Annotated in this window: 22 protein-coding genes and 1 riboswitch; of the genes, 13 read left to right on the top strand and 9 right to left on the bottom strand. The window is 72.1% G+C overall.

The window, feature by feature from the left end; translation table 11 throughout:
• The first annotated feature begins 118 nt into the window (after positions 1-118).
• Positions 119-1,024: a carbohydrate-binding protein gene (locus tag Scani_RS07420; protein ID WP_159471165.1), complete on the top strand. Its 906-nt coding sequence runs from the start codon at positions 119-121 to the stop codon at positions 1,022-1,024.
• A gap of 77 nt (positions 1,025-1,101) precedes the next feature.
• Here Scani_RS07420 and Scani_RS07415 read toward each other — a convergent pair whose 3' ends face one another.
• The 3 genes from Scani_RS07415 to Scani_RS07405 form a co-directional block, all read right to left on the bottom strand.
• Positions 1,102-2,028 carry a 1-phosphofructokinase family hexose kinase gene (locus Scani_RS07415; protein WP_159471163.1) on the bottom strand — a complete coding sequence of 309 codons (927 nt, stop codon included), beginning with the start codon at positions 2,026-2,028 and terminating at the stop codon, positions 1,102-1,104.
• A gap of 259 nt (positions 2,029-2,287) precedes the next feature.
• A complete protein-coding gene (gene nagA / locus Scani_RS07410; RefSeq protein ID WP_159471161.1) occupies positions 2,288-3,493 on the bottom strand; it encodes an N-acetylglucosamine-6-phosphate deacetylase in 1,206 nt (401 codons plus the stop codon).
• Positions 3,493-4,458 carry an ROK family protein gene (locus Scani_RS07405; RefSeq protein ID WP_159471159.1) on the bottom strand — a complete coding sequence of 322 codons (966 nt, stop codon included), beginning with the start codon at positions 4,456-4,458 and terminating at the stop codon, positions 3,493-3,495. The genes nagA and Scani_RS07405 overlap by 1 nt, the downstream gene beginning before the upstream one ends.
• Before the next feature lie 250 nt (positions 4,459-4,708).
• Between Scani_RS07405 and Scani_RS07400 the strand changes: the two genes are divergently transcribed.
• The 4 genes from Scani_RS07400 to Scani_RS07385 all read left to right on the top strand — a co-directional run bounded on the left by Scani_RS07400 (position 4,709) and on the right by Scani_RS07385 (position 8,192).
• The gene (locus Scani_RS07400; RefSeq protein WP_174872629.1) at positions 4,709-5,977 is read left to right on the top strand and encodes an ABC transporter substrate-binding protein; all 1,269 of its coding nucleotides are present in this window, start codon (positions 4,709-4,711) and stop codon (positions 5,975-5,977) included.
• 115 nt (positions 5,978-6,092) lie between these two features.
• The gene (locus Scani_RS07395; RefSeq protein WP_246295537.1) at positions 6,093-6,380 is read left to right on the top strand and encodes a DUF3263 domain-containing protein; all 288 of its coding nucleotides are present in this window, start codon (positions 6,093-6,095) and stop codon (positions 6,378-6,380) included.
• A 98-nt stretch (positions 6,381-6,478) separates the two neighbouring features.
• Positions 6,479-7,390 (top strand): trehalose-phosphatase, encoded by a 912-nt coding sequence (otsB, locus tag Scani_RS07390; RefSeq protein WP_159471155.1) that lies wholly within the window; start codon positions 6,479-6,481, stop codon positions 7,388-7,390.
• A 277-nt stretch (positions 7,391-7,667) separates the two neighbouring features.
• Positions 7,668-8,192: a hypothetical protein gene (locus Scani_RS07385; RefSeq protein ID WP_159471144.1), complete on the top strand. Its 525-nt coding sequence runs from the start codon at positions 7,668-7,670 to the stop codon at positions 8,190-8,192.
• A gap of 56 nt (positions 8,193-8,248) precedes the next feature.
• Here Scani_RS07385 and Scani_RS07380 read toward each other — a convergent pair whose 3' ends face one another.
• Both Scani_RS07380 and Scani_RS07375 read right to left on the bottom strand, forming a co-directional pair.
• The gene (locus Scani_RS07380; RefSeq protein WP_159471142.1) at positions 8,249-9,763 is read right to left on the bottom strand and encodes an alpha,alpha-trehalose-phosphate synthase (UDP-forming); all 1,515 of its coding nucleotides are present in this window, start codon (positions 9,761-9,763) and stop codon (positions 8,249-8,251) included.
• A 75-nt stretch (positions 9,764-9,838) separates the two neighbouring features.
• Positions 9,839-10,186 (bottom strand): hypothetical protein, encoded by a 348-nt coding sequence (locus tag Scani_RS07375; protein ID WP_159471140.1) that lies wholly within the window; start codon positions 10,184-10,186, stop codon positions 9,839-9,841.
• Positions 10,187-10,353: 167 nt separating this feature from the next.
• Here Scani_RS07375 and Scani_RS07370 point away from each other — a divergent pair, with 167 nt between their 5' ends.
• Positions 10,354-11,109 carry a GntR family transcriptional regulator gene (locus tag Scani_RS07370; protein ID WP_159471865.1) on the top strand — a complete coding sequence of 252 codons (756 nt, stop codon included), beginning with the start codon at positions 10,354-10,356 and terminating at the stop codon, positions 11,107-11,109.
• Positions 11,110-11,130: 21 nt separating this feature from the next.
• Here the strand turns inward: Scani_RS07370 and Scani_RS07365 are convergent, their stop codons facing one another.
• On the bottom strand, positions 11,131-12,093 hold the full coding sequence (locus tag Scani_RS07365; protein WP_159471138.1) for a glucosyl-3-phosphoglycerate synthase: 963 nt from the start codon (positions 12,091-12,093) through the stop codon (positions 11,131-11,133).
• Between the two features lie 169 nt (positions 12,094-12,262).
• A riboswitch (SAM riboswitch) is annotated at positions 12,263-12,423 on the top strand.
• A 17-nt stretch (positions 12,424-12,440) separates the two neighbouring features.
• On the opposite strand from Scani_RS07365, the gene thrC reads away from it, so the two are divergent.
• From thrC to Scani_RS07335, 6 genes are all read left to right on the top strand, one after another.
• Complete coding sequence (thrC, locus tag Scani_RS07360) at positions 12,441-13,724, top strand: threonine synthase (protein ID WP_246295536.1); 1,284 nt, start codon at positions 12,441-12,443, stop codon at positions 13,722-13,724.
• Positions 13,725-13,798: 74 nt separating this feature from the next.
• Positions 13,799-14,077 (top strand): MoaD/ThiS family protein, encoded by a 279-nt coding sequence (locus tag Scani_RS07355; RefSeq protein WP_159471134.1) that lies wholly within the window; start codon positions 13,799-13,801, stop codon positions 14,075-14,077.
• A gap of 423 nt (positions 14,078-14,500) precedes the next feature.
• On the top strand, positions 14,501-14,704 hold the full coding sequence (locus Scani_RS07350; RefSeq protein ID WP_003986833.1) for a cold-shock protein: 204 nt from the start codon (positions 14,501-14,503) through the stop codon (positions 14,702-14,704).
• Between the two features lie 349 nt (positions 14,705-15,053).
• On the top strand, positions 15,054-16,679 hold the full coding sequence (gene groL, locus Scani_RS07345) for a chaperonin GroEL (protein WP_159471132.1): 1,626 nt from the start codon (positions 15,054-15,056) through the stop codon (positions 16,677-16,679).
• Positions 16,680-17,117: 438 nt separating this feature from the next.
• A complete protein-coding gene (locus tag Scani_RS07340; RefSeq protein WP_159471131.1) occupies positions 17,118-17,369 on the top strand; it encodes a hypothetical protein in 252 nt (83 codons plus the stop codon).
• Entirely contained in the window at positions 17,366-17,575 is a 210-nt protein-coding gene (locus Scani_RS07335; RefSeq protein WP_371872318.1) for a hypothetical protein, read from the top strand. The genes Scani_RS07340 and Scani_RS07335 overlap by 4 nt, the downstream gene beginning before the upstream one ends.
• Before the next feature lie 50 nt (positions 17,576-17,625).
• On the opposite strand, the gene Scani_RS07330 is transcribed toward Scani_RS07335, so the two are convergent.
• The 3 genes from Scani_RS07330 to Scani_RS07320 form a co-directional block, all read right to left on the bottom strand.
• Entirely contained in the window at positions 17,626-19,251 is a 1,626-nt protein-coding gene (locus tag Scani_RS07330) for a PTS transporter subunit EIIC (protein WP_159471130.1), read from the bottom strand.
• 148 nt (positions 19,252-19,399) lie between these two features.
• Positions 19,400-20,338 (bottom strand): N-acetylmuramic acid 6-phosphate etherase, encoded by a 939-nt coding sequence (gene murQ / locus Scani_RS07325; RefSeq protein WP_159471128.1) that lies wholly within the window; start codon positions 20,336-20,338, stop codon positions 19,400-19,402.
• 149 nt (positions 20,339-20,487) lie between these two features.
• Positions 20,488-21,435, bottom strand: coding sequence for a MurR/RpiR family transcriptional regulator (locus Scani_RS07320; protein ID WP_366578054.1), 948 nt, complete (start codon positions 21,433-21,435; stop codon positions 20,488-20,490).
• 130 nt (positions 21,436-21,565) lie between these two features.
• Between Scani_RS07320 and Scani_RS07315 the strand changes: the two genes are divergently transcribed.
• Entirely contained in the window at positions 21,566-21,928 is a 363-nt protein-coding gene (locus tag Scani_RS07315) for a DUF8819 family protein (RefSeq protein WP_159471126.1), read from the top strand.
• Positions 21,929-21,931: the final 3 nt, after the last annotated feature.

Raw genomic sequence — 21,931 nt, 5'->3', positions numbered from 1 at the left:
AGGCTGCGCCGATGCGGCGCGGCGCCGCCGGGGGCCCGAAAGACAGTTCGCGCAGAAGATGCAGCGCACGCGGGAAGACGCGTACAGACGCGCACAGATCGCTTGGGAGTGACACGGAATGACGGCCGGCAACAACGGCGCGGACACGCCGGAGAACGACGACCCGTTCGGCTACCTCTACCGCTCGGAAGGCGGCGAGGGCGGCGCACCGGGCCCGTCGGGCGACGGCGCGGCGGCGCGGCAGCCGGGCGTTCCGCGTACCTCCTACAACCAGGTGCGGGCGGTCGGCCAGCGCCAGTACGGGCAGCAGGCCCCGCAGCAGGTCACGTACGGGCAGCAGAACGCCCACTACGCCGCGCCGGAGACGCTGCCCGGCGGTGACCGCACGCGTTCCGCGGCCCCCGGCAACGGCGGCCCGGAACCGCGCCGCGGCCGCAACGGCCTGCTGGTCGGTGCCGTCGCCGTGGTCGCGGTGGTCTGCATAGGCATCGGCGTCGCGATGCTCACCAACGGCAAGGACGCGCAGGACACCGCCGGCAAGCAGGACCCGGGGGCCGGTGACACGGTCAAGCCCACCGACAAGCCGGCCGGCAAGCGCAAGCCCGGTCAGCTGCCCAAGGAGGAAGCGGGCAGCCTGCGCCTCGACGGCGGGGCCAGCACGGCGAAGGACGTCCCGGGGGCGCGCTCGCCCGGCGGGACGTATGTGGCAGGCATGAACAACCCCGGTGCGGCGGCCACATGGTCGCTGGACGTCGACGCCCCCGGCAAGTACAAGCTCTGGGTCGGCTACGGCGTGCCCGGCAAGGACGCCAACCTCACGCTGAACGTGAACGGCCAGGCGGACAGCCGGCCGATCAACATGGAGAACTTCGCGCACGCCCCCGAAGGCGCCTGGGACAAGGGCTGGACCAAGACCTGGTCGTATGTGCAGCTCAACAAGGGCACCAACACCATCAAGCTGTCCTGTGAGAGCGGGAACACGTGCGACGTGAACCTGGACAAGGTGTGGCTGGCCAGGAGCTGAGGCCCGGCCGCTGACCATGCACCCCCGCTGCCCGGCCGCGCCCGAGCGGCGCCGCCGAGGCCGGGCGGGGGTTCGGCTCAGGCCGCGGACGGATGATCCGTCACCACCACGCGCGACAGCAGCTCCTCGTAGGTCGCCGCATCGAACTCGCCCGCAGCCGGGGCCCGTACGGTCGCCGCGGACAGCGCCACCGCGCGGGTCAGCCGGTCCGGCCAGGGCAACCCCTCCACCAGGCCCGAGAGCAGGCCCGCCACCGCGGAATCGCCGGCGCCGGTCGGGTTGCCGGCGATCCGCCGCGGCGGGGCCGCCTGCCAGGCGCCGTCGGCGGTCACCGCGAGCATGCCGTCCGGGCCCAGTGAGGCGGCCACCGCATGGGCGCCGCGGCGGCGGGCGTCGCGGGCGGCGCGCAGCGGTTCGGTGCTGCCGGTGAGGGCGGCGAGTTCATCGGCGTTCGGTTTGGCGAGATCGGGGCGGGCGGCCAGGCCGCGGCGCAGCGGTTCGCCGCTGGTGTCCAGCAGGACCGGGACGCCGGCACTCCGCGCGGCCCGGGTGAGCCGGGCGTAGACGTCGACCGGCACGCCCGGTGGCAGGCTGCCGCACAGCGCCACCGCCCGTGCCTCGCCCAGCAGTTCGCGGTAGGTGCCGAGGAAGATGTCCCATTCGGCGGGCGAGACGGTCGGGCCCGGCTCGTTGAGCTGGGTGGTGTCGCCGCTGCTCGCGTCGACGACGGCGACGGTGCGGCGGGTGGCGCCGCCGACCGGGACCAGCGCGTCGGTGACCTCGGTCTCCGCGAGCAGGGCGCGCAGCGCGGCGCCGGTGCCGCCGCCCGCGAAGCCGGTGGCGACCGTGCGGTGGCCGAGGGCGGCCAGCACCCGGGCGACGTTCAGGCCCTTGCCGCCGGGGCGTTCGGACACCTCGGTGATCCGGTTCGTGGCGTGCGGACGGAGCCGGGGAACACGGTAGGTGATGTCCAGGGCGGCGTTCAGCGTGACCGTGAGGATCATGGTCGCCCCTCCGGGCAGTCATGGCCGGGCGGCCGGGCATCGGGCAACCGCGCGCGGCGGTGGCATACGGACAAGTGCGCGAGCGATCATGCCATCGCCGGTGGTGATTGGCCCAGACCCGAGCCCGTCGACGGATGCTTCCCGGCCCGCCGCCCAAGGCTCCCGGGCCGGGCGGAGGGGCGGCTCGGCCCGGCGCCGTCGCCGGGGTGCCGCGCCCGCCGCGGCCGGCCGGGCGGCTGCCCGCCGCCGTCACGGAGCGTCAGACGCCCGCCGGGCGCACCACCCACTCGCCCCGCCGCATGACTCCCACCAGGTCGTATGCCGCATCCAGCACCACCAGGTCGGCGTCCTTGCCGGTCTCCAGGGAGCCGGTCCGGCCGTCGATGCCCAGGAGGCGGGCCGGGGTGGCCGAAAGTGCCTGTACGGCCTGGTCGACCGTCAGGCCGTCGACGGTGACCGCGCGTCGGAAGGCCCGGTCCAGGGTGAGGGTGGAGCCCGCGATCGAACCGGCCGTCGGGCCGTCGCTGATCCGCGCGACCCCGTCCTTGACCTCGACCTGCATCGGGCCGAGCGGATACATCCCGTCGCTCATCCCGGCCGCGCCCATGGCGTCGGTGATGAACGCGACCCGGCCGGCGCCGGCCTCACGGACCGCCAGCTGCAGGATCGCCGGGTGCAGATGGGTGCCGTCGTTGATGAGCTCGACGGTGATCCGCTCGTCCTCCAGCAGCGCGGTGACCGGGCCGGGCGCGCGGTGGCCCAGCGCGGGCATCGCGTTGAAGAGGTGGGTGGCGACGGTGGCACCGGCCTCGATCGCCCGGCGCGTGGCGTCGTAGGTGGAGTCGGTGTGGCCGACGGCGGCGAGCACCCCGGCGTCGGCGAGCAGCCGTACGGACTCCATGCCGCCGGGCAGTTCGGGCGCGAGGGTCACCATCGACGCGGTGCCGCGCGCGGCGTCGAGGAGCTTGCGGACGTCGGCCGGGTCCGGGTCGCGCAGCAGTTCCGGCTGGTGGGCGCCGCAGCGGTGGGCGGAGATGAACGGGCCCTCGAAGTGGATGCCGGCCAGCTCGCCCTGCTGGACCAGCTCGGCGAGCACCGCGGCCTGCCGGGCGAGATCGGCCAGTTCGCCGGTGACGGTGGAGGCGAGCATCGAGGTGGTGCCGTGCCTGCGGTGGGTCTCGACCACCGTCATGCACTCCTCGGGGTCCGCGGACGAGAACGAGCCGCCGCCTCCGCCGTGGACGTGCATGTCGACGAAGCCGGGGACGACGAGGTGGCCCGAGAGGTCCACGACGCGTCCGGACGCCGCCTCGTCCAGGTCACGGCTGTGGATGTCGCCGATCCGGCCGCCCTCGACGGTGATCCGGCCGCGCTCGACGACACCGGACGGCCGGGCGATCCGGGCACCGGTCAGGACGGTGCGTCCGGGGTCCGGGGACCGCTGCGCGGACTGTTGCTGTGCCATCAGGCGGTTACCTCCGTGGAGAGAAGATCCCAGGCGAGCAGTCCTGCGCCCAGGCACCCGGCGGCGTCCCCCAGGGCCGCCGGAACGATCGAGGGGAGCCGCTGGAACGTAACGCGGCGGCGGACCGCTTCCCGCAGAGGTGTGAACAGCGTGTCGCCCGCCTCGGCGAGCCCGCCGCCGATGATCAGCGTCTGCGGGTCGAGCAGGGTGAGGCCGGTGACCAGGCCGTCGGCGAGGGCGTCGACGGCGTTCTGCCACACGGCGCGGGCCCGCTCGTCGCCGGACTCCACGGCCTTGGCCGCGTCCGCCGCGCTGGCCTGCGGGTCCTTGCAGACCGCCGCCCAGTCGCGGCCGACCGCGGCGGCCGAGGCCAGCGTCTCCAGACAGCCGCGCTGCCCGCAGCCGCAGGCGCGTCCCCCGGGCCGTACGACGATGTGGCCGATCTCGCCCGCGCTGCCGTGCGCCCCGGACTCGATCCGGCCGCCGATGCCGATGGCGCCCGCGATGCCCGTGCCCAGCGGGACGAACAGGAAGCGGTCGGCGTCCCGCCCGGCGCCGATGCGGCCCTCGGCCAGGCCGCCGGTGCGGACGTCGTGGCCGAGGGCGACCGGCACCCCGCCGAGCCGCTCGGACAGCAGCGCCCGCATCGGTACGTCCCGCCAGCCGAGGTTCGCGGCGTAGACGGCGGTGCCGGCGCGCTCGTCGACGATCCCGGGGACGGCGACGCCGGCCGCCGCCGCGGGGGCGCCGTAGCGGGCCGTGCCGAGCTCGCGCAGCTCGGCGGCGAAGTCGAGGATGGCCTCGACCACGGCCTCGGGGCCCCGCTCGCGGCCGGTGGGGCGCCGCGCCTCGTGCAGCAGGACGGGGGGACCGGCCGGGGTCCCCCCGGAGGGCGCCGCGTCTACCCCTACGAGGGCGGCCTTCATTCCGGTGCCGCCCACATCAAGGGCGATGACGTGTCTCACGGGAACAGTTTCGCGCGATCCGGGCGGAAAGGTCTAGTCCACTCACCGGGCGGATCGTACGGAGGTGACCACCCGAAGGCCGGTACCTCCGCGAAACGGGGGGTGGTGTAGACCTTGTAAAGGCCGCGGGGGAGACTCGTTGAACGACGCGGGGGACACTCGCTGTTCATGCCGTTGGAGGGAGACCCCCGAGACGGCGGGGTCGACGACCCGGCAAGCACGGATTTCAGGACAAAGGGCGGTAACAGCAGTGCAGCGGCGGTACTTGAGCCTGGCGGCGGCAATCGCCACCACCATGACACTGACTCTTACCGGCTGCGGCAGCGGCACCGGTAGCGGCGACGACGTCACCCTCAAACTCATCGCGGCGGACTACGGCGACAGCAAGTCCAACGGCTCCCAGCACTACTGGGACGAGCTCGCCCGCGCCTTCGAGAAGAAGAACCCCGGCATCAAGGTCGACGTCGAGGTCTACAGCTGGACGGACGTCGACAAGAAGGTCGAGGACCTGGTCAAGGACGGCAACGCCCCCGACCTCGCCCAGATCGGCGCCTACGCGGACTACGCCGCCAAGGGCCAGCTCTACAGCGCCGACCAGCTGCTCAACGTCACCACCCAGGCCGACTTCACCCCCTCCCTCGCGGAGGCCGGCGAATACAAGCGCGTCCAGTACGGCATGCCCTTCGGCGCCAGCACCCGGCGGCTCTTCTACAACAAGAAGCTGTTCGCCCAGGCCGGCATCACCGCCCCGCCGCAGACGTGGGACGACATAGCCCACGACGCCCAGCTGCTGAAGGCCCATGGCGTCAAGATGCCCTTCGCGCTGCCGCTCGGTCCGGAGGAGACCCAGGCCGAGACGATGCAGTGGATGCTCAGCGGTGGCGGCGGCTACACCGACAGCATCGGCAAGTACACGATCGACTCGCCGGAGAACGTCAAGACCTTCGACTGGCTGCAGAAGAACCTCGTCGGCAAGGGCCTGACCGGCACCGACCCGGCCAAGCTCAACCGCAAGGACGCCTTCCAGGGCTTCGCCGACGGCGACGTCGGCATGCTCAACGGCCACCCCACCCTGATGAAGCAGGCCGCGGCCAGGGGCATCGACTACGGCACCGTCGAGCTGCCCGGCACCCACGGCAAGGCCAAGGCCACCATGGGCGTCGCCGACTGGATGATGGCGTTCAAGCAGGGCGGCCACCGCGCCCAGGTCGGCAAGTTCCTCGACTTCGTCTACAGCGACAAGAACGTCGAGAAGTTCTCCGGCGACTACGGCCTGCTGCCGGTCACCACCTCCGCCTCCCAGGCGATGCAGGCCGATGACAAGTACACCGAGCTGCACGGCTTCCTCGAACAGCTGCCCAACGCCGAGTTCTACCCCGCGAACAAGACCTCCTGGCCGCTCATCTCCAAGACGGTCAAGGCGAAGATGGGCGCCGCGGTCGACCCGCGGGGCAACCCGGCCGGGGTGCTCACCGACATCCAGAACACCGCGGACGCGGCGGACAACACCGGCGAATGACGGTGGGGGCGCGGGGGCGCGGGCAGGCGGCCGGGACCGCGCGGGCGGCCGGGTCCGCGCGGGCCGGGGCGACGGGCCGGGCGTTGTCCGACCGTGCGCTTATCGTGGAAGCGTGATGAGCGGCGGTACGGAGGGCGCGGGCGGTTCGGGCGACGGCCCCGGGGCCGTCGGACGTTCCCCTGGCCTGTCCGCCCGCGACGAGGCGGTGCTCGCCGTCGAGCGCCGCTCCTGGCCGGGCCCCGGCCCCAAGGAGCGCGCCATCCGAGAGCGGCTCGGCATCTCCCCGACCCGCTACTACCAGCTCCTCAACGCCCTGCTGGACGACCCCCGGGCGCTCGCCCACGACCCCGTCACGGTCAACCGCCTGCGCCGCGTCCGGGACGCCCGCCGAGCCCGCCGCTGACGCGTGCGCCCGCCGTGCCCCGATGCCCCCGGGGACCGTCCCGCGGCGATGGCCGGAGGTACCCACGGCGTCCGCCCCGCCCCGGTAGGGTCGGCGCCATGGGCAGCCCCCCGAACGCCGCGCCGCACTCCCAGCCGACACCCGGACCCCTCCCGACACCGCGTACTCCTGCCGGCCGCGACGGTCTCGCCGCGCTGCTGGCCCACCCCGAACGCACCGTCATCGCCCTGGACTTCGACGGCACCCTCGCCGACATCGTCCCCGACCCGGAGAAGGCCCGCGCCCATGACGGCGCCGTCGCCGCCCTCGGCCGCCTGGTGCCCCGGCTGCGCGCCGCCGCCGTGATCACCGGTCGCCCGGCCACCGTCGCGGTCCGCCTCGGCGGCTTCGCCGACGTCCCGGGCCTGGACCACCTCACCGTCCTCGGCCACTACGGCGCCGAGCGCTGGGAGGCCGTCACCGGCACCGTCCACGCGCCCGCCCCGCACCCCGGCGTCGCCGCCATACAGGCCGAGCTCCCCGGCGTCCTGGACGCCTCCGGTGTCTGGCACGGCACCTGGGTGGAGACCGCCATCGAGCGCAAGGGCGGCCGCGCCATCGCCGTCCACACCCGCCGCGCCACCGACCCGCAGGGCGCCTTCGACCGGCTGCGCGCCCCGCTCACGGCGCTCGCCGAGCGCCACGGCCTGATCGTCGAGCCGGGCCGCCTCGTCCTGGAACTCCGCCCGCCGGGCATGGACAAGGGCGTCGCCCTGGCCGACTGGGTCCGCGAGACCGGTGCCGCCACCGTCCTCTACGCCGGTGACGACCTGGGCGACCTGGCGGCCTTCGCCGCCGTCGAGAAGCTGCGCTCCGACGGCGTCGGCGGCGTCCTGGTGTGCAGCGGCAGCAACGAGGTCGCCGAGCTGGCCGACCGCGCCGATCTGGTGGTCGACGGCCCGACCGGAGTCGTCGGCCTGCTCGCCGCCCTGGCCGACCGGCTGGACGAGGACCGGGGCGCACCGCACTAGGACCTGTCTTCAAAGTCCCGCCTGCCTTGCGGTGCCTGGCACGCACGCTCGCCGCGCCCGCCCCGCCCGGAGCCACGGGCCGGTGCCGTACGCCCGGAGCCACCGGCCCTGTGACCTACGTCCGGAGCCACCGGCCCTGTGACGTACGTCCTGTCGGCGAGCGGAGGGCCGCCCTACGCTGACCGGCCAGCCGCGCCCCGAGCGCACCGAGTGCCCGCGACCGGATCACCCACACGTGACAGCACGCCGGCGGGCCCGTGGGAAGGACGGTTCCACCATGCCCGCCGATCTCTCGCCCGTCATCGCCGCCTCCACCCGCTGGCTGCTGTCGGCCTTCCCGCCGGCGGGCGGCCCGCTGGACCACGCCCTGGCCGAGGCCCAGGCGAGTCACGCGGTCACCCTCGCCGCGGCCCTCCGTCACCCCACCGAGCTCGACGCCGAACTGCTCGACCTGCTCGGCCCCGGCGGCTCCGCCCGGCTGGACTCCGTCACCGGCGCCGATGCCCACCCGCGGGAGGACGCCGCCGACGCCTGGCGCACCTTGGTGGACGAAACCGTCGTCAGCTGGGCGGCCTGCCTGCTGGCCGACGCGGATCTCGCCGTCGTGGCGGCGGCCTGCCTGCCCGCCACCCACCACGGTGCGCACACCGTCGGCGAGGCCCGTCGGCTGACGCTTCCCAGCCCCCGCGACCACCGCGCGGCGCCGCTGCTGCGCCACCCGGACCTGCTCGCCCCCATCGCCGACCTCCACCGCGCATCCCTGCAGTCTCTCCTCGGCACCGCCCCGGCCGCCGCCAGCTGATCCGCGCGCACCTCACCACCGGCCCGCCCGTAAGGACGGCCGTCGCGGCGGACGATTCAGGGGGCGTTCCGCTTCGGGGTCTCCTCCCTCAGCGCCCGCAGCTGTTCCAGGAACCACTGCGCCGGCGGCAGCGCCGTGGCGGCGGCGGCCAGCCGTGCCGTGCGTTCGCCGCGTTCCCCGGCCTCCATCGTCAGCGCCTCGTGCAGCGCCCGCGCGGTGTCGCCGACGTCGTACGGATTGACCGTGAGGGCGTCCTCGCCCAGCTCCTCGTGGGCCCCGGCCTCCCGGGAGAGCACCAGCGCACAGCCCCGCTCGGAGACCACCGGGATCTCCTTCGCGACGAGGTTCATCCCGTCCCGAATCGGATTGACCAGGGCCACATCGGCCAGGCGGTACGCGGCCAGCGAGCGCGCGAAGTCGTCCTTCACATGCAGCACGACCGGCTGCCAACTCTCCGTGCCGTACTCGGCGTTGATCTCCTCGGCGAGCCGTCCGACCTGCGCGGTGTACTCCCGGTAGACGGCCAGGTCCTGGCGCGAGGGATAGGCGAAGGCGACATGCACGACACGCCCGTGCCACGACGGGTGCCCGGCCAGGAGCTCGCGGTAGGCGAGCAGCCCCCGCACGATGTTCTTCGACAGCTCGGTCCGGTCCACCCGGACGACGGTTTTGCGCGCCGTCCCGTCGGGCCCCGTGCCGATCTGCTCCCGCAGGATGGCCAGCCGCTCGTTGACGTCCGCCTGCTGCGACCGCTCCCGCAGGAAGGCGGCGTCCGCCCCGAGCCCGTGCACGCCGATCAGGGTGCCCTCGGTGCCGCCGGTCACCTCGGCGCAGCAGGCGCGGAACGCATTCGCCCAGCGGTGGGTGAGGAACCCCAGCCGGTCGGCGCCCAGCATCCCCCGCAACAACTGCTCGGCGATGTCGTCCGGCAGCATCCGGAAGTACTCCGGCGGCGCCCATGGCGTGTGCGAGAAATGGGCGATCCGTACGTCGGGCCGCAGCGCCCGCAGCATCCCCGGGACCAGCGAAAGGTGGTAGTCCTGCACCAGCACCGCCGCACCCTCGGCGGCCTCGTCGGCGAGTGCCTGGGCGAAGGCACGGTTGTAGGCCTCGTACGACGCCCACTGCGCCCGGAACTCCGCATCGAAGACCGGCTCCAGCGGCGTTTGGTACAGCATGTGGTGGACGAACCACAGCACGGAGTTCGCGATGCCGTTGTAGGCGGCGGCATGCACCTCGGCCGGAATGTCCAGCATCCGCACACGCTGTCCACCGGTGTCGGCCGGATCCAGCGCACCACCCGTCCGCCGTACGGCCTCCCGGTCGCCGTCACCCAGCGCGGCACACACCCACACCGCGTCGGCCCGCCCGTCTCCCGACCACCGCCCCTCATCGAGGCGCTGCGCGCCGCCCCCCGACGGCCCGATGGCCGACAGCCCGGACACCAGTCCGCCCCCGCCCCGCTTGGCGGTGAGCGTGCCGTCCTCCGCCAGGCCGTAGGAGACCGGCCCGCGATTGGACGCGACAAGAACCTCGGCACCCGCTGGTGCCGCACTGCGCTCGGAGACCATGTCGCGAAGGTAACCCGCGACAGATCCGCGCAAACGTACGGAAGCGGCCAAGAGACGCGGCCGGGGTACCGCTCCTCAGCCGCCACCCAGCCGGAACGCGTCGAGGGACAACGCCGCTTCCCCTTCCGCGGGTTCCGGATGCCTGCAGCCGAGACGGTCACCGCGGCTGCGGGAGATGCGCAGCGTGTCGCCGAGGGCGCCCGTCAAGCAACAGGCCGGAAAGCGCAGTTCGGGTGTGGTGGTCCCGTTGTCGCGGAGGAGGGCACGGGCATGCCCCAGAAGGACGTCACCGGATGCGAGCTGGGCGCGCTCAACGGTGTCCGCTTGGCGGGTGACCGGACCGTCCCCGTCGGAGAGCAGGTAGCACGGTTTCCCCTCCGGGCTCGACCAGGGAAGCAGGCGTGGACGCGAAGGAGGCGTCATGGCGACTCCAGTTCTCTAGAGAAGTTGGGTCGCTACATAGTGAATCGAGGTGAGTGCATAGCGTCAACTACTTCTCTAGAGATGTTGGCGTCGAGGTAGGTGGTGACGCCGTGGCACTCGAACAGATCTCTAGGATGTCTGGAGATCGCCAGGAGGGATGCATCGCCATGGCCGCACCGGAGAGCTCGTCGCCCAAGTACCGCCGGATCGCCGACGCTCTGAAGCGGGCGATTGCGGAGGGGGAGTTCCGGCCCGGAGACCGGCTGCCCGGGGAGAACGAGCTGATGGACCGGCACGGCGTGGCGCGGATGACGGCCCGGCAGGCGCTCGGTGTGCTCACCTCGGAGGGGCTTGCCGATGCCCGCAAGGGTGCCGGGGTCTTCGTGCGGGCGTTCCAGCCGATCCGGCGCCGTGGCGTCCCGCGCTTGGCTCGGGAGCAATGGAGTGAGGGACGGTCGGTCTGGTCGGCCGATGTCCCGGACCGTGACCTGGTGGTGGACGAGGTCACCGTGGACGAGGAGCCGGCGGCTGAAAACGTCGCGGCGCGGCTCGGCATGGCGCCTGGAGACGCCGTGGTCGTGCGGCGCCGCAGGTTCGTGCTCGACGGCAAACCGGTGTTGCTGTCCACCTCCTCCCTCCCCGCTGCTCTTGTCGCGGGATCGGCGATCACGCAGCCGGATACCGGGGCCGGCGGCACCTACGCCCGGCTCGCCGAGCTGGGTGCGGCTCCCGCCCGTTTCAGGGAAGAGGTGCGTTCACGCATGCCGACGCCGGAGGAGACCGACCGGCTGCGCCTTCCTGCGGGTACGCCCGTCACTCTCATCAGCCGGATGGCCAGGACGGAAGGCGGGCGCACGGTCGAGGTCAACGAGATGATCCTCGACTCGTCCGCCTACGTGCTGGAGTACGACTTCGACGCCTGAGCGCTCACGCCGCGCGAGAGCTCACGCCGCCCGCCGCTCCGCGTACTCCGGGATTTCGGCCATCGGGGGGCGCTCCTCGGTGTCCACGTCCGTCGTACGGGGGACGAAGCCGTCCTCGCCGCGGTCGAACTGGGTGAGCCGGGGGCGTACCAAGTGGCCGCGGGTCAGGCGGAGTTGGGCGGTGCGGTAGATCGCGGCGGCCATCCGGCCGAGGGCCTGGCCGTCCTGGTGGCGGTGTTTGCGGACGCCGACGTCCACCTGGGCGAGGGCGTCGAGGCCGACGGTGTGCAGGGCGTCGACGAGCAGGCCGAGCTCGACGCCGTAGCCGACGGGGAAGGGGAGACGTTCCAGGAGGGAGCGGCGGGCCGCGTACTCGCCGCCCAGCGGCTGGACGAATCCGGCCAGCTGCGGCCAGTGAAGATTCAGCAGCGGGCGGGCGACCAGCTCCGTCACCCGGCCGCCCTGGCCTGCCCCGGCCCCCTCGGTGCCGGTCTCCAGGGGGCGGTCGTACATCGCCTTCACGAACTGGATGTCCGGGTCCGTCAGCAGCGGGCCGATGATCCCGGAGACGAAGGCGGAGGAGAATTCGCGCAGGTCGGCGTCGATGAAGCAGACGATGTCGCCGGTGGTGGCCAGGAGGGAGCGCCACAGCACCTCGCCCTTGCCGGGGAGGGCGGGCAGCCGCGGCAGGACGCTGTCGCGGGGGACGACCCGGGCGCCGGCCGCCGCCGCGACCTCGGCGGTACGGTCGGTGGAGCCGGAGTCCAGCACCACCAGCTCGTCGACGAGCGGGACCGGGCCGGTCATCAGCTCGGCGCGGATCACCGCCACGATCGCTCCGACGGTGGCCTCCTCGTCGAGCGCGGGCAGTACGACACTGACCGTGCGGCCCGTCTGGCGCTTCGCCTCCAGCAGCGCTTCCAGCGGGCGGTCCGCGGCGGACCAGGAGCGGCTGCTCAGCCAGCCCTCCACCTCTTCCAGCACGTCTACGACTCCTCGGTCGCCGCCGGTGGGCGGCCTCTGTGATCCATCTCGCGGTTCGGACGACTATCTCAACCGTCAGTGCCTTCGGTTACAGTCTTGAACAACGCGGATGACCGTCGCATGTCGGGGTCCGCGCCACAAACGCCTGGGTTTCGGCCCAGCGCCATACCGCTCATCCAGAGGGGCAGAGGGACACGGCCCGTTGAAGCCCCGGCAACCCTCCAGCCGGTCTTGCCGCAAGGACGCTCGATCGTCCCGCGCGCGAGGCTCCCGGCTAGGGAAGGTGCCAAATCCGTCTCGTGGCGAGATTCGTCGCGAGGAAGATGAGGAGAAAGGGCCTCGCCTCCATGGCTGTGCAAGTCACCGAAAACACCCCCACCGTCGCTCTGGGCCCCGCCGCAGCCCTGTCCTGCCGCGAGTGCGGACAGCGCTTCCCGCTCGGCCCGATCTTCGCGTGCCAGGAATGTTTCGGGCCGCTCGAAGTCGCCTACGACCTGCCGAGCGGCGACCCCGAGAGCCTGCGGAAGCAGATCGAGGCCGGTCCGGACAACATCTGGCGCTACGCCCCGCTGCTGCCCGTCCCCGCCGACGTGGCCGACAAGCCCAACCTGAACCCCGGCTTCACCAAGCTCGTCAAGGCCGACCGGCTCGCCGCCGAGCTGGGCGTCACCGGCGGTCTGTACGTCAAGGACGACTCCGGCAACCCGACGCACTCCTTCAAGGACCGCGTCGTGGCGATCGCCGTCGAGGCCGCCCGCGCCTTCGGCTTCACCACGCTCTCCTGCTCCTCGACCGGCAACCTCGCCGGTGCGGTCGGCGCCGCGGCCCGCCGCGCCGGTTTCCAGTCCTGCGTGTTCATCCCGCACGACCTGGAGGCCGGCAAGGTCGTCATGGCCGCGGTCTACGGCGGTGACCTGGTCGGCATCGAGGGCAACTACGACGACGTCAACCGCTTCTGCTCGGAGCTCATCGGCGACCCGCTGGGCGAGGGCTGGGGCTTCGTCAACGTCAATCTGCGCCCCTACTACGGCGAGGGCTCCAAGACCCTCGCGTACGAGATCTGCGAGCAGCTCGGCTGGCGGCTCCCGGACCAGATCGTCATCCCGATCGCGTCGGGCTCGCAGCTGACGAAGATCGACAAGGGGCTCAAGGAGCTGATCGCCCTCGGCCTGGTCGAGGACAAGCCGTACAAGATCTTCGGTGCCCAGGCGGAGGGCTGCTCGCCGGTGTCCACGGCCTTCAAGGCCGGGCACGACGTCGTGCGCCCGCAGAAGCCGAAGACCATCGCCAAGTCGCTGGCGATCGGCAACCCGGCGGACGGTCCGTATGTGCTCGACATCGCCCGCCGTACGGGCGGCGCGGTCGACGACGTCGACGACGAGCAGGTCGTGGACGCGATCAAGCTGCTGGCCCGCACGGAAGGCATCTTCGCGGAGACCGCGGGCGGTGTGACCGTCGGCGTGACCAAGAAGCTCATCGAGCAGGGCGTGCTCGACCCGTCCCTGACGACCGTCGTCCTGAACACCGGTGACGGCCTCAAGACGCTGGACGCGGTCGCCCCGACCTCCGGGCCCACGGCCACGATCCGTCCGGACCTGGACGCGTTCCGCGCGGCCGGCCTGGCCCGCTGAGGCCGCCGGCGCCGGCCCGCGCACGAGGCCGCGCCGCCCCCGCACTCGTACACGCAACCCCGGAAGGCACCACCATGAGCGTCAAGGTCCGCATCCCCACCATCCTCCGCACGTACACCGACGGCCAGGCCGAGGTCGCCGCCGAGGGCGCGACCCTCTCCGAGGTGATCGCCGACCTGGAGCAGAACCACCAGGGCATCGCGGCCCGTGTGCTGGACGACGCCGGCAAGCTGCGCCGCTTCGTGAACGTGTACGTCAACGACGACGATGTGCGCTTCGAGCAGGGCCTCGAGACGCCGACCCCCGACGGCGCGGGCGTCTCGATCATTCCGGCGGTGGCCGGCGGCTGCTGATTTGCGCCATCTCTTCCCCTGCATGACCGGAATTGCCCCGTCCGCCAGAAAGCGGACGGGGCAATTCCATGTTGTGAAAGGGGATACCATTGGGGTGATCCCCCTCCGCTATAGCGCGTGCGTGTGCCGAACGCATATGAGACCGCGATCAGTTGTGCCCAAAGTGTGTGCAGCATTTGTCGCTTAGGTGCGCTATGCCTGGCCCGGCTTGCCCCGAAGAACCGGGATTTCACCGCATATTGCCGATTCCCCGGCCCCAGAATTCTCGTCCGATTGACCTGTTGCTCTGGGCATCTGTGCAGATACATTCAGCGGCGGTCGACGCGTTCCGGCGCACACCCCACGGGCCTTTCGCGGGGTGAGGTCTGACCCGGGTCCGCGGAGTGCGGTCCTGCGCAAGGGCCAGTAATAGGGGAGTTAGGCATGGCTCAGGGCACCGTCAAGTGGTTCAACGCGGAGAAGGGGTACGGCTTCATCGCGGTCGACGGTGGTGCGGATGTTTTCGTCCACTACAGCGCGATCCAGATGGACGGCTACCGCACCCTTGAGGAGGGTCAGCGGGTCGAGTTCGAGATCTCGCAGGGCCAGAAGGGGCCGCAGGCGGACATGGTCCGGGTGGCCGGCTGAGGCGCCGACCGACTGCTGCGTAGGGAAGGCCCGCGCCCCCGAGGGGGTGCGGGCCTTCTGCTGTCGCCGCCGGCGGCGGACAGCCGCGCGCCCGCCCCGGTGTGCCTGCCCTCATCCGTCACTCGGCCACCACCGGCGCGAGACGCATCTTCGAAGTCGCCTTGCACTCGCGGGGTGCGAGTGCTAATCATTGCGTTAGCACTCTCCCAGTGAGAGTGACAAAGAAGGACCGGGTCGGTGAGGCCCGTGGACCGGGTGGGGCAAGGAACCACACAGGTCTGCAGGTCGTCCGTCGCGGGCGCCAGCGCGGTCCGGAGCAATCCACCCCAGTCCGGGAGGACCACTTCACATGGCCAAGATCATCGCGTTCGACGAGGAGGCACGGCGCGGTCTCGAGCGCGGGATGAACCAGCTCGCCGACGCCGTCAAGGTCACCCTCGGCCCCAAGGGCCGCAACGTCGTCCTCGAGAAGAAGTGGGGCGCCCCCACGATCACCAACGATGGTGTGTCCATCGCCAAGGAGATCGAGCTCGAGGACCCGTACGAGAAGATCGGCGCCGAGCTGGTCAAGGAGGTCGCGAAGAAGACGGACGACGTCGCCGGTGACGGCACGACGACCGCGACCGTCCTGGCCCAGGCTCTGGTCCGCGAGGGCCTGCGCAACGTAGCCGCCGGCGCCAACCCGATGGCCCTCAAGCGCGGCATCGAGCGTGCCGTCGAGGCCGTCTCCGCCGCCCTGCTGGAGCAGGCCAAGGACGTGGAGACCAAGGAGCAGATCGCTTCGACCGCCTCCATCTCCGCCGCCGACACCCAGATCGGCGAGCTGATCGCCGAGGCCATGGACAAGGTCGGCAAGGAAGGCGTCATCACCGTCGAGGAGTCCCAGACCTTCGGTCTGGAGCTGGAACTCACCGAGGGTATGCGCTTCGACAAGGGCTACATCTCGGCGTACTTCGCGACCGACATGGAGCGCATGGAAGCCGCGCTCGACGACCCGTACATCCTGATCGTCAACTCCAAGATCAGCAGCGTGAAGGACCTGCTGCCGCTCCTGGAGAAGGTCATGCAGTCCGGCAAGCCGCTGCTGATCATCGCCGAGGACGTCGAGGGCGAGGCCCTGTCGACCCTGGTCGTGAACAAGATCCGTGGCACCTTCAAGTCCGTCGCCGTCAAGGCCCCGGGCTTCGGTGACCGCCGCAAGGCCATGCTCGGCGACATCGCCATCCTCACCGGTGGCACCGTCATCTCCGAGGAGGTCGGCCTCAAGCTGGAGAACGCCGGTCTCGAACTGCTCGGCCGCGCCCGCAAGGTCGTCATCACCAAGGACGAGACCACCATCGTCGACGGTGCCGGCGACAGCGAGCAGGTCCAGGGCCGGGTCAACCAGATCCGCGCCGAGATCGAGAACAGCGACTCGGACTACGACCGCGAGAAGCTCCAGGAGCGTCTGGCGAAGCTGGCCGGCGGCGTGGCCGTCATCAAGGCCGGTGCCGCCACCGAGGTCGAGCTCAAGGAGCGCAAGCACCGCATCGAGGACGCCGTTCGCAACGCGAAGGCGGCCGTCGAGGAGGGCATCGTCGCCGGCGGTGGCGTGGCCCTGCTGCAGGCTTCCTCGGTCTTCGAGAAGCTGGAGCTGGAGGGTGACGAGGCCACCGGCGCCAACGCGGTGAAGCTGGCCCTGGAGGCCCCGCTCAAGCAGATCTCCGTCAACGGCGGCCTCGAGGGCGGCGTTGTCGTGGAGAAGGTGCGCAACCTGCCCGTGGGTCACGGCCTCAACGCCGCGACCGGCGACTACGTCGACATGATCGCCGAAGGCATCATCGACCCGGCCAAGGTCACGCGCTCCGCGCTGCAGAACGCCGCCTCCATCGCGGCGCTCTTCCTCACCACCGAGGCCGTCATCGCCGACAAGCCGGAGAAGGCCGCCGCGGCGGGCGCTCCGGGCGGCATGCCGGGCGGTGACATGGACTTCTGATCCTCGGATCAGAGAGCTGATCCTCCCGGATCACGTCCACGCGTTCGTCGGGGCGGCACCCTCCTCCCAGGGGGTGCCGCCCCGGCGGCGTTTCCGGGTGCGGCCGAGCCGTCCACGGCGGTCGCTTTCCGCGCGGGTGTACGGCTGACGGCCGTACGACCGACTGCCGGCGCGCGGGCCGCATTCCGTCCGCGGGGCCCGCTGCGCGCAGGCACTGCACACGGGCGCCGAGCGGGGCGAGAGCGCTGGTGCCGTACCCCGGCCCCGAGCATGGCGCGGGGTGACAAGGGCGGGGTGAGAGGCCCCCGGCCGGGCATCGTGGCAACTCCCTGTTACACACGATCGGTTGTTGGATCTGCGTCTCTCTGCAGGCCGGGCCGTCAGCCGCCACGCTGTGTGCACTACGGGGATACCCAGCGTGGAAGGTGATGAGGAGAAATGTTGACGGCGCGTGATCGGGTACGGCAGGCCGAGGGCGTCATGGCGGAACTGCACACCGCACTCCAGGCCGTGGGGGTCACCCTGCCCTCCCTCTGCGTCGACCCGGTGTCGTGCGCGAGCAGCGTCATGGCGCCCCTGGTCGAGCTGGGGCGCTGCAATCTGGACACCGCCCAGCGGCTGGCGGAGGTCTTGGTCGACTACGCCAAGACCACCGCCCCCGGGCACGGCCCGGAGGAGGGACAGCCGTGATTCCGGTGTCCGGCAGCTATGCGATGGACGGGCGGGACGGGCGCGTCGGCCGGGTCGTGGGCCACCAGGGGCCGTTGGTGCGGCTCCGGGAGCCCGGTGGTGGCCGGCCGTGGACCTGCCCGCCGTACTTACTGCGCCCCGCCCCGCCGTCCGCCGTACTGGCGGCCCGCCTCAGAGAACGGAACTGGGAGAGCCGGATGCCCTGACGGACCGCCACCGGGCGTGCCCTTCACGGACACCACCCGGGGTCCGGCCCTCAGCGTGCCCCCAGGCCGGCCGGTGTGCTCGGGGCGGCCGGGCCTCCGGTGGCCGTGGGCCCGGCCGGTGCGCCGTGCGGGGCGGCGGTGCCGGGATCGGCGTTCAGCTCCGCCCGCAGCTCTTTGCCGAAGCCGAAGAAGTAGGTGGCGAGGAAGCCGGTGAGGTAGCCGACGGCCAGGCCCAGGGCGTAGACGACGAGGGTGGTGGTGAGGTTCTGGTTGCCCTTGACCAGGGGGAACAGCGCCCAGCCGGAGGGGCCGATGGCGGTGGAGCCGACGGTGTCGCCGAGTTGGTTGAAGAAGCCGACGAAGCCGCCGCCGCAGGCCCCGCCGATGCAGGCGGTGATGAAGGGGCGGCCCAGGGGGAGCGAGACACCGTAGATCAGGGGTTCGCCGACGCCCAGGAAGCCCGCGGGGAGGGCGGACTTGATGGTCGTGCGGATCGAGCGGTTGCGGGGGAGGCGGAGGTAGACCGCGAGGGCGGCGCCGACCTGTCCTGCGCCCGCCATGGCGAGGATCGGGAGCAGGACGGTATAGCCCTGCTGCTCGATGAGGGTGGTGTGGATCGGGATCAGGGCCTGGTGGAGGCCCAGCATCACGAGGGGGAGGAAGAGGCCGCCCAGGACGAGACCGGCGAAGGCCCCGCCATGGGCCAGCAGCCAGGTGGCGAACGTGCCGATGGCGGTGGCGACCTCGCCCGCGACGAACATCAGGCCGAAGATCGTGACCAGGCCCGTGACCAGGACGGTCAGGGTCGGGGTGATGAGGACGTCCAGCGCCTCGGGAACGTGTCTGCGGCACCACTTCTCCACCCGGACCGCGAGCAGCGCCGCGGCCAGTGCGCCGAGCACCCCGCCCTGGCCCGGTGCGAGCTTCTGGCCGAAGGCCGTGACATGGGCGACGCCCGGGAACACGATGACCGCGGCGACCGCGCCGCCGAGGATCGGCGTGCCGCCGAACTCCCTGGCGGTCTGGTAGCCGACGAAGACGGCGATCAGGGACAGGAAGCCGGAGGCGAGGGCGGCCAGCGCCGGGACGACGGACGGCAGCCAGCCGAGGTTGGTCAGCAGACCGTTGATGCCGGCGATGATGCCGCAGCCGATCAGGGCCGGAATCAGCGGGACGAAGATCTGGGCGATCCGGCGCAGGAACAGCTTCACCGGGGTGGAGTTCCTGGACTTCTGCCGGGCCTTGAGGGCGGCGCCCTGAGCGGCAAGCTCCTCTGCGGTGGTGGGGGCGGGGGTCTCCGAGGGGACTTCGGGCGCGGAGGCGGAGGCAGCGGAGGGGGAAGCGGAGGCGGGTGAGGGAGCGGGGGTGGGGGCCCTGGGGCTGACGGGTGGGGCGAGGGCCTCCGGTGTGGTGGTGCGGGCCTGCTCGACCAGGCGCTCGAACTCGGGAGTGACCCGGGCGACCGTCCCGGGGCCCAGCACGATCTGGTACGTGTCGTCCTCGACCACCCCCATGACGGTCGGGAGTGCCCTGAGGGCTTCGTCCTGGACCAGGGAGCGGTCCCGGATGCCGAGCCGGAGCCGGGTCATGCAGTGGGCGATGGAGGTGAGGTTCTCGGCGCCGCCGACGAGGGGGAGGAGCGCGGCGGCGGTGGCGCGGTTCTTGTCTTCGGGCATATGGGGTGCCTTGCTGTGGAGACGAACCGGGAGAGGGGTCGGGAGCAGGGGGAGGGGAGCAGAGGGTGGGGCGGGACCGGGGTGGGGCCCGGCTCGGGGCAGGGGGTGAGTGGTGTCGTTGCTGGGAGCCAGGGGATCCCAGCCGGGCTCAGCCGGACTTGGCGGCCTGGAGGGCTTCGCGCAGATGGCCGTTGGCGGCTTCCAGGAGGCGGGCGGCGGTGGGGGCGTCGACCTCGCCGAGGAGGGTGAGGATGGCGTTCTTCACCTCGCCGTCCGTGCTGCGGAGCGCGGCCTCGATCTCCGGGTCGGTGGCGCCGGTGGCGAGCGCGACGATCCGGCGCGAGCGGGCCCGCAGTTTTTCGTTGGAGGCGCGGACGTCGACCATCAGATTCCCGTAGGTCTTGCCCAGACGGATCATGGTGAGGGTCGAGAGCATGTTGAGCACCAGCTTCTGGGCGGTGCCCGCCTTGAGCCGGGTGGAGCCGGTCAGCAGTTCGGGGCCGACCACGATCTCGATGCCGTGTTCGGCGGCCGCGGCGAGCGCCGAACCGGCGTTGCAGGACAGGCCGATGGTCAGGGCACCCAGGTCCCGGGCGTACTCGACGGCCCCGATCGCGTACGGGGTGCGGCCGGAGGCGGAGATGCCGACGACCGTGTCCACGTCGGTCAGGCCGATCCCGGTCAGGTCCTCGACGGCGAACTTCGTGCTGTCCTCGGCGCCCTCGACGGCGGAGACCATCGCGGACGGGCCGCCCGCGATCAGCCCGAGGACCTCGGACGGGTCGGTGTTGAAGGTCGGCGGGCATTCGCTGGCGTCCAGCACCCCGAGGCGGCCGGCCGTACCGGCGCCCGCGTAGATCAGGCGGCCGCCGCGGGCCATGCGGACGGCGGTGGCGTCGATGGCGGCGGCGATCTCGGGGAGCCGCCGGGCGACGGCGGCGGGGACGGTGGCGTCCTCGTCGTTCATCGTGCGGGCGATGTCGAGGGTGGAGCGGCGGTCGATGTCCGCGAGCTCGGGCCGGAAGGCCTCGGTGGTGAGGGTGTCCAACTGGGCGCGCAGATGGGCGTAGTCGGCGGTGGAGGTCATGGCAATGACTGCTCTTTTCGGGTCGGGCTCGTGTGGGGGACCTTGCTGTCGGCGGCCTCGTTGCGGTGTGCCGGTGTGCCGGTGTGCCGGTGTGCCGCGGCACCGTGCCGCCGTCGTGGAACGGGCCGCGGGGGTGGGGCGGCCTGCGGTCAGCGATGGTTGTTGCGCGGTGAGTGGCGGTGGGCGAGGGCCTCGTAGGAGGCGGAGAGCGCGGGGGCCGCGGTCTCGTACGTACGCTGCGCCACCCCTATGAACAGGCAGTCCACGACCAGCAGCTGGCTGGTCCTGGACGACATCGCGGCCGGCCGCAGCTCGCTCTCCCGGGCCGTGGACGTGGTCAGGATGTAGTCGGCGTACGAGGCGATCTCGCCGTCCGGGCGGCCGGTGATGGCGATGGTCGTCGCGCCGTGGTCGAAGGCCACCCGCAGCGGCTCTATGACGTCCGTGGTCCGACCGGAGTGCGTGATCGCGAGGGCGACGTCACCGGTCCGCATCTGCACCGCGTTCGTCACGGCCAGATGGGGGTCCGCGTGCGCATGCGCGATCAGGCCGATGCGCAGCAGCTTCTGGACGAGGTCCTGGCCGACGAGGTTGGAGGCCCCTATGCCGTAGACATCGATGCGGCGGGCGTCGGAGAGCGCGGCGACGGCGGCTTCGAGCTGGGTGACGTCCAGTGCCGCGGCGGTGTCGGCCAGGCACTGCTGTTCCTCCTGCGCCAGCTTCGCGACGACATCCACGAGGGAGTCGTCGACCGCTATGTCGGCGGTCACCGCGGGCGCGCCGCCGGCCTCCTGCTGCGCGGCGAGCGCGGCGAGGGCGAGCCGCAGGTCGCGGTAGCCCGGGTAGCCGAGCAGCCGGGACGTCCGCACGACGGTGGCCTCGCTGGTGCCCGTGCGCTCGGCGAGGCCGGTGACGGTGAGGGCGGCGCAGCCGGCCGGGTCGCTCGCGACGGTCTCGGCGACCCGCTGCATGGAGCGGGTCATCGTCGGGGCGAGGGTGCGGACCTTGGCGGCCAGCGCGGCGGGGGCGGGTGGGGCCGGGGCCGGTCGGGTCTCGACGGCCACGTCCTTGAAAGTTTCCTTCACGCTACTGCTCACACTTGAAAAGTAATTTCATCGACGCGCGGCGTCAATACCCTCTGTGAGTGCCGTGGACAGTGCGCACGATCCGCCCAGGGGCTGTGGACCACGCCGTTCGCCGGTGGGTGGTCGGGGGACAATGGGGGGCATGGAGCTGGAACAGGCATTGCACGCCGCGCGGGCGCTGGTGCTCGCCGACCTGATGGCGGACAAGGTGGCCGACGCCGACATCGTCTCGCTCGTGGAGGACGCGGTCGTCCACCGCCGGTGGTGGGTGGAGCAATGGCCTGAAGGCGCGGCATTCGTCGCGGGACTGATAGCGCAGGACGTCCAGGACGCCCTGCTGGACCGGTACGGCCGCTGGCCGCTGTGCCCCGTGTGCACGGAGTCGGGCGATCCCCATGCGCTCGACGTCGAACCGGAGTTGGGGCCCGACCCGCATTGGGTCTGCCCCAAGACGGCGGTCGCGGTGGCTCGGGTCGGGCGGCTCGGCGCTCCCATGGAGGGGTGAGGT

Origin of the sequence: Streptomyces caniferus, assembly GCF_009811555.1 — a bacterium.
Taxonomy (GTDB): domain Bacteria; phylum Actinomycetota; class Actinomycetes; order Streptomycetales; family Streptomycetaceae; genus Streptomyces; species Streptomyces caniferus.
This window is presented reverse-complemented; position numbering and strand designations above follow the sequence as displayed.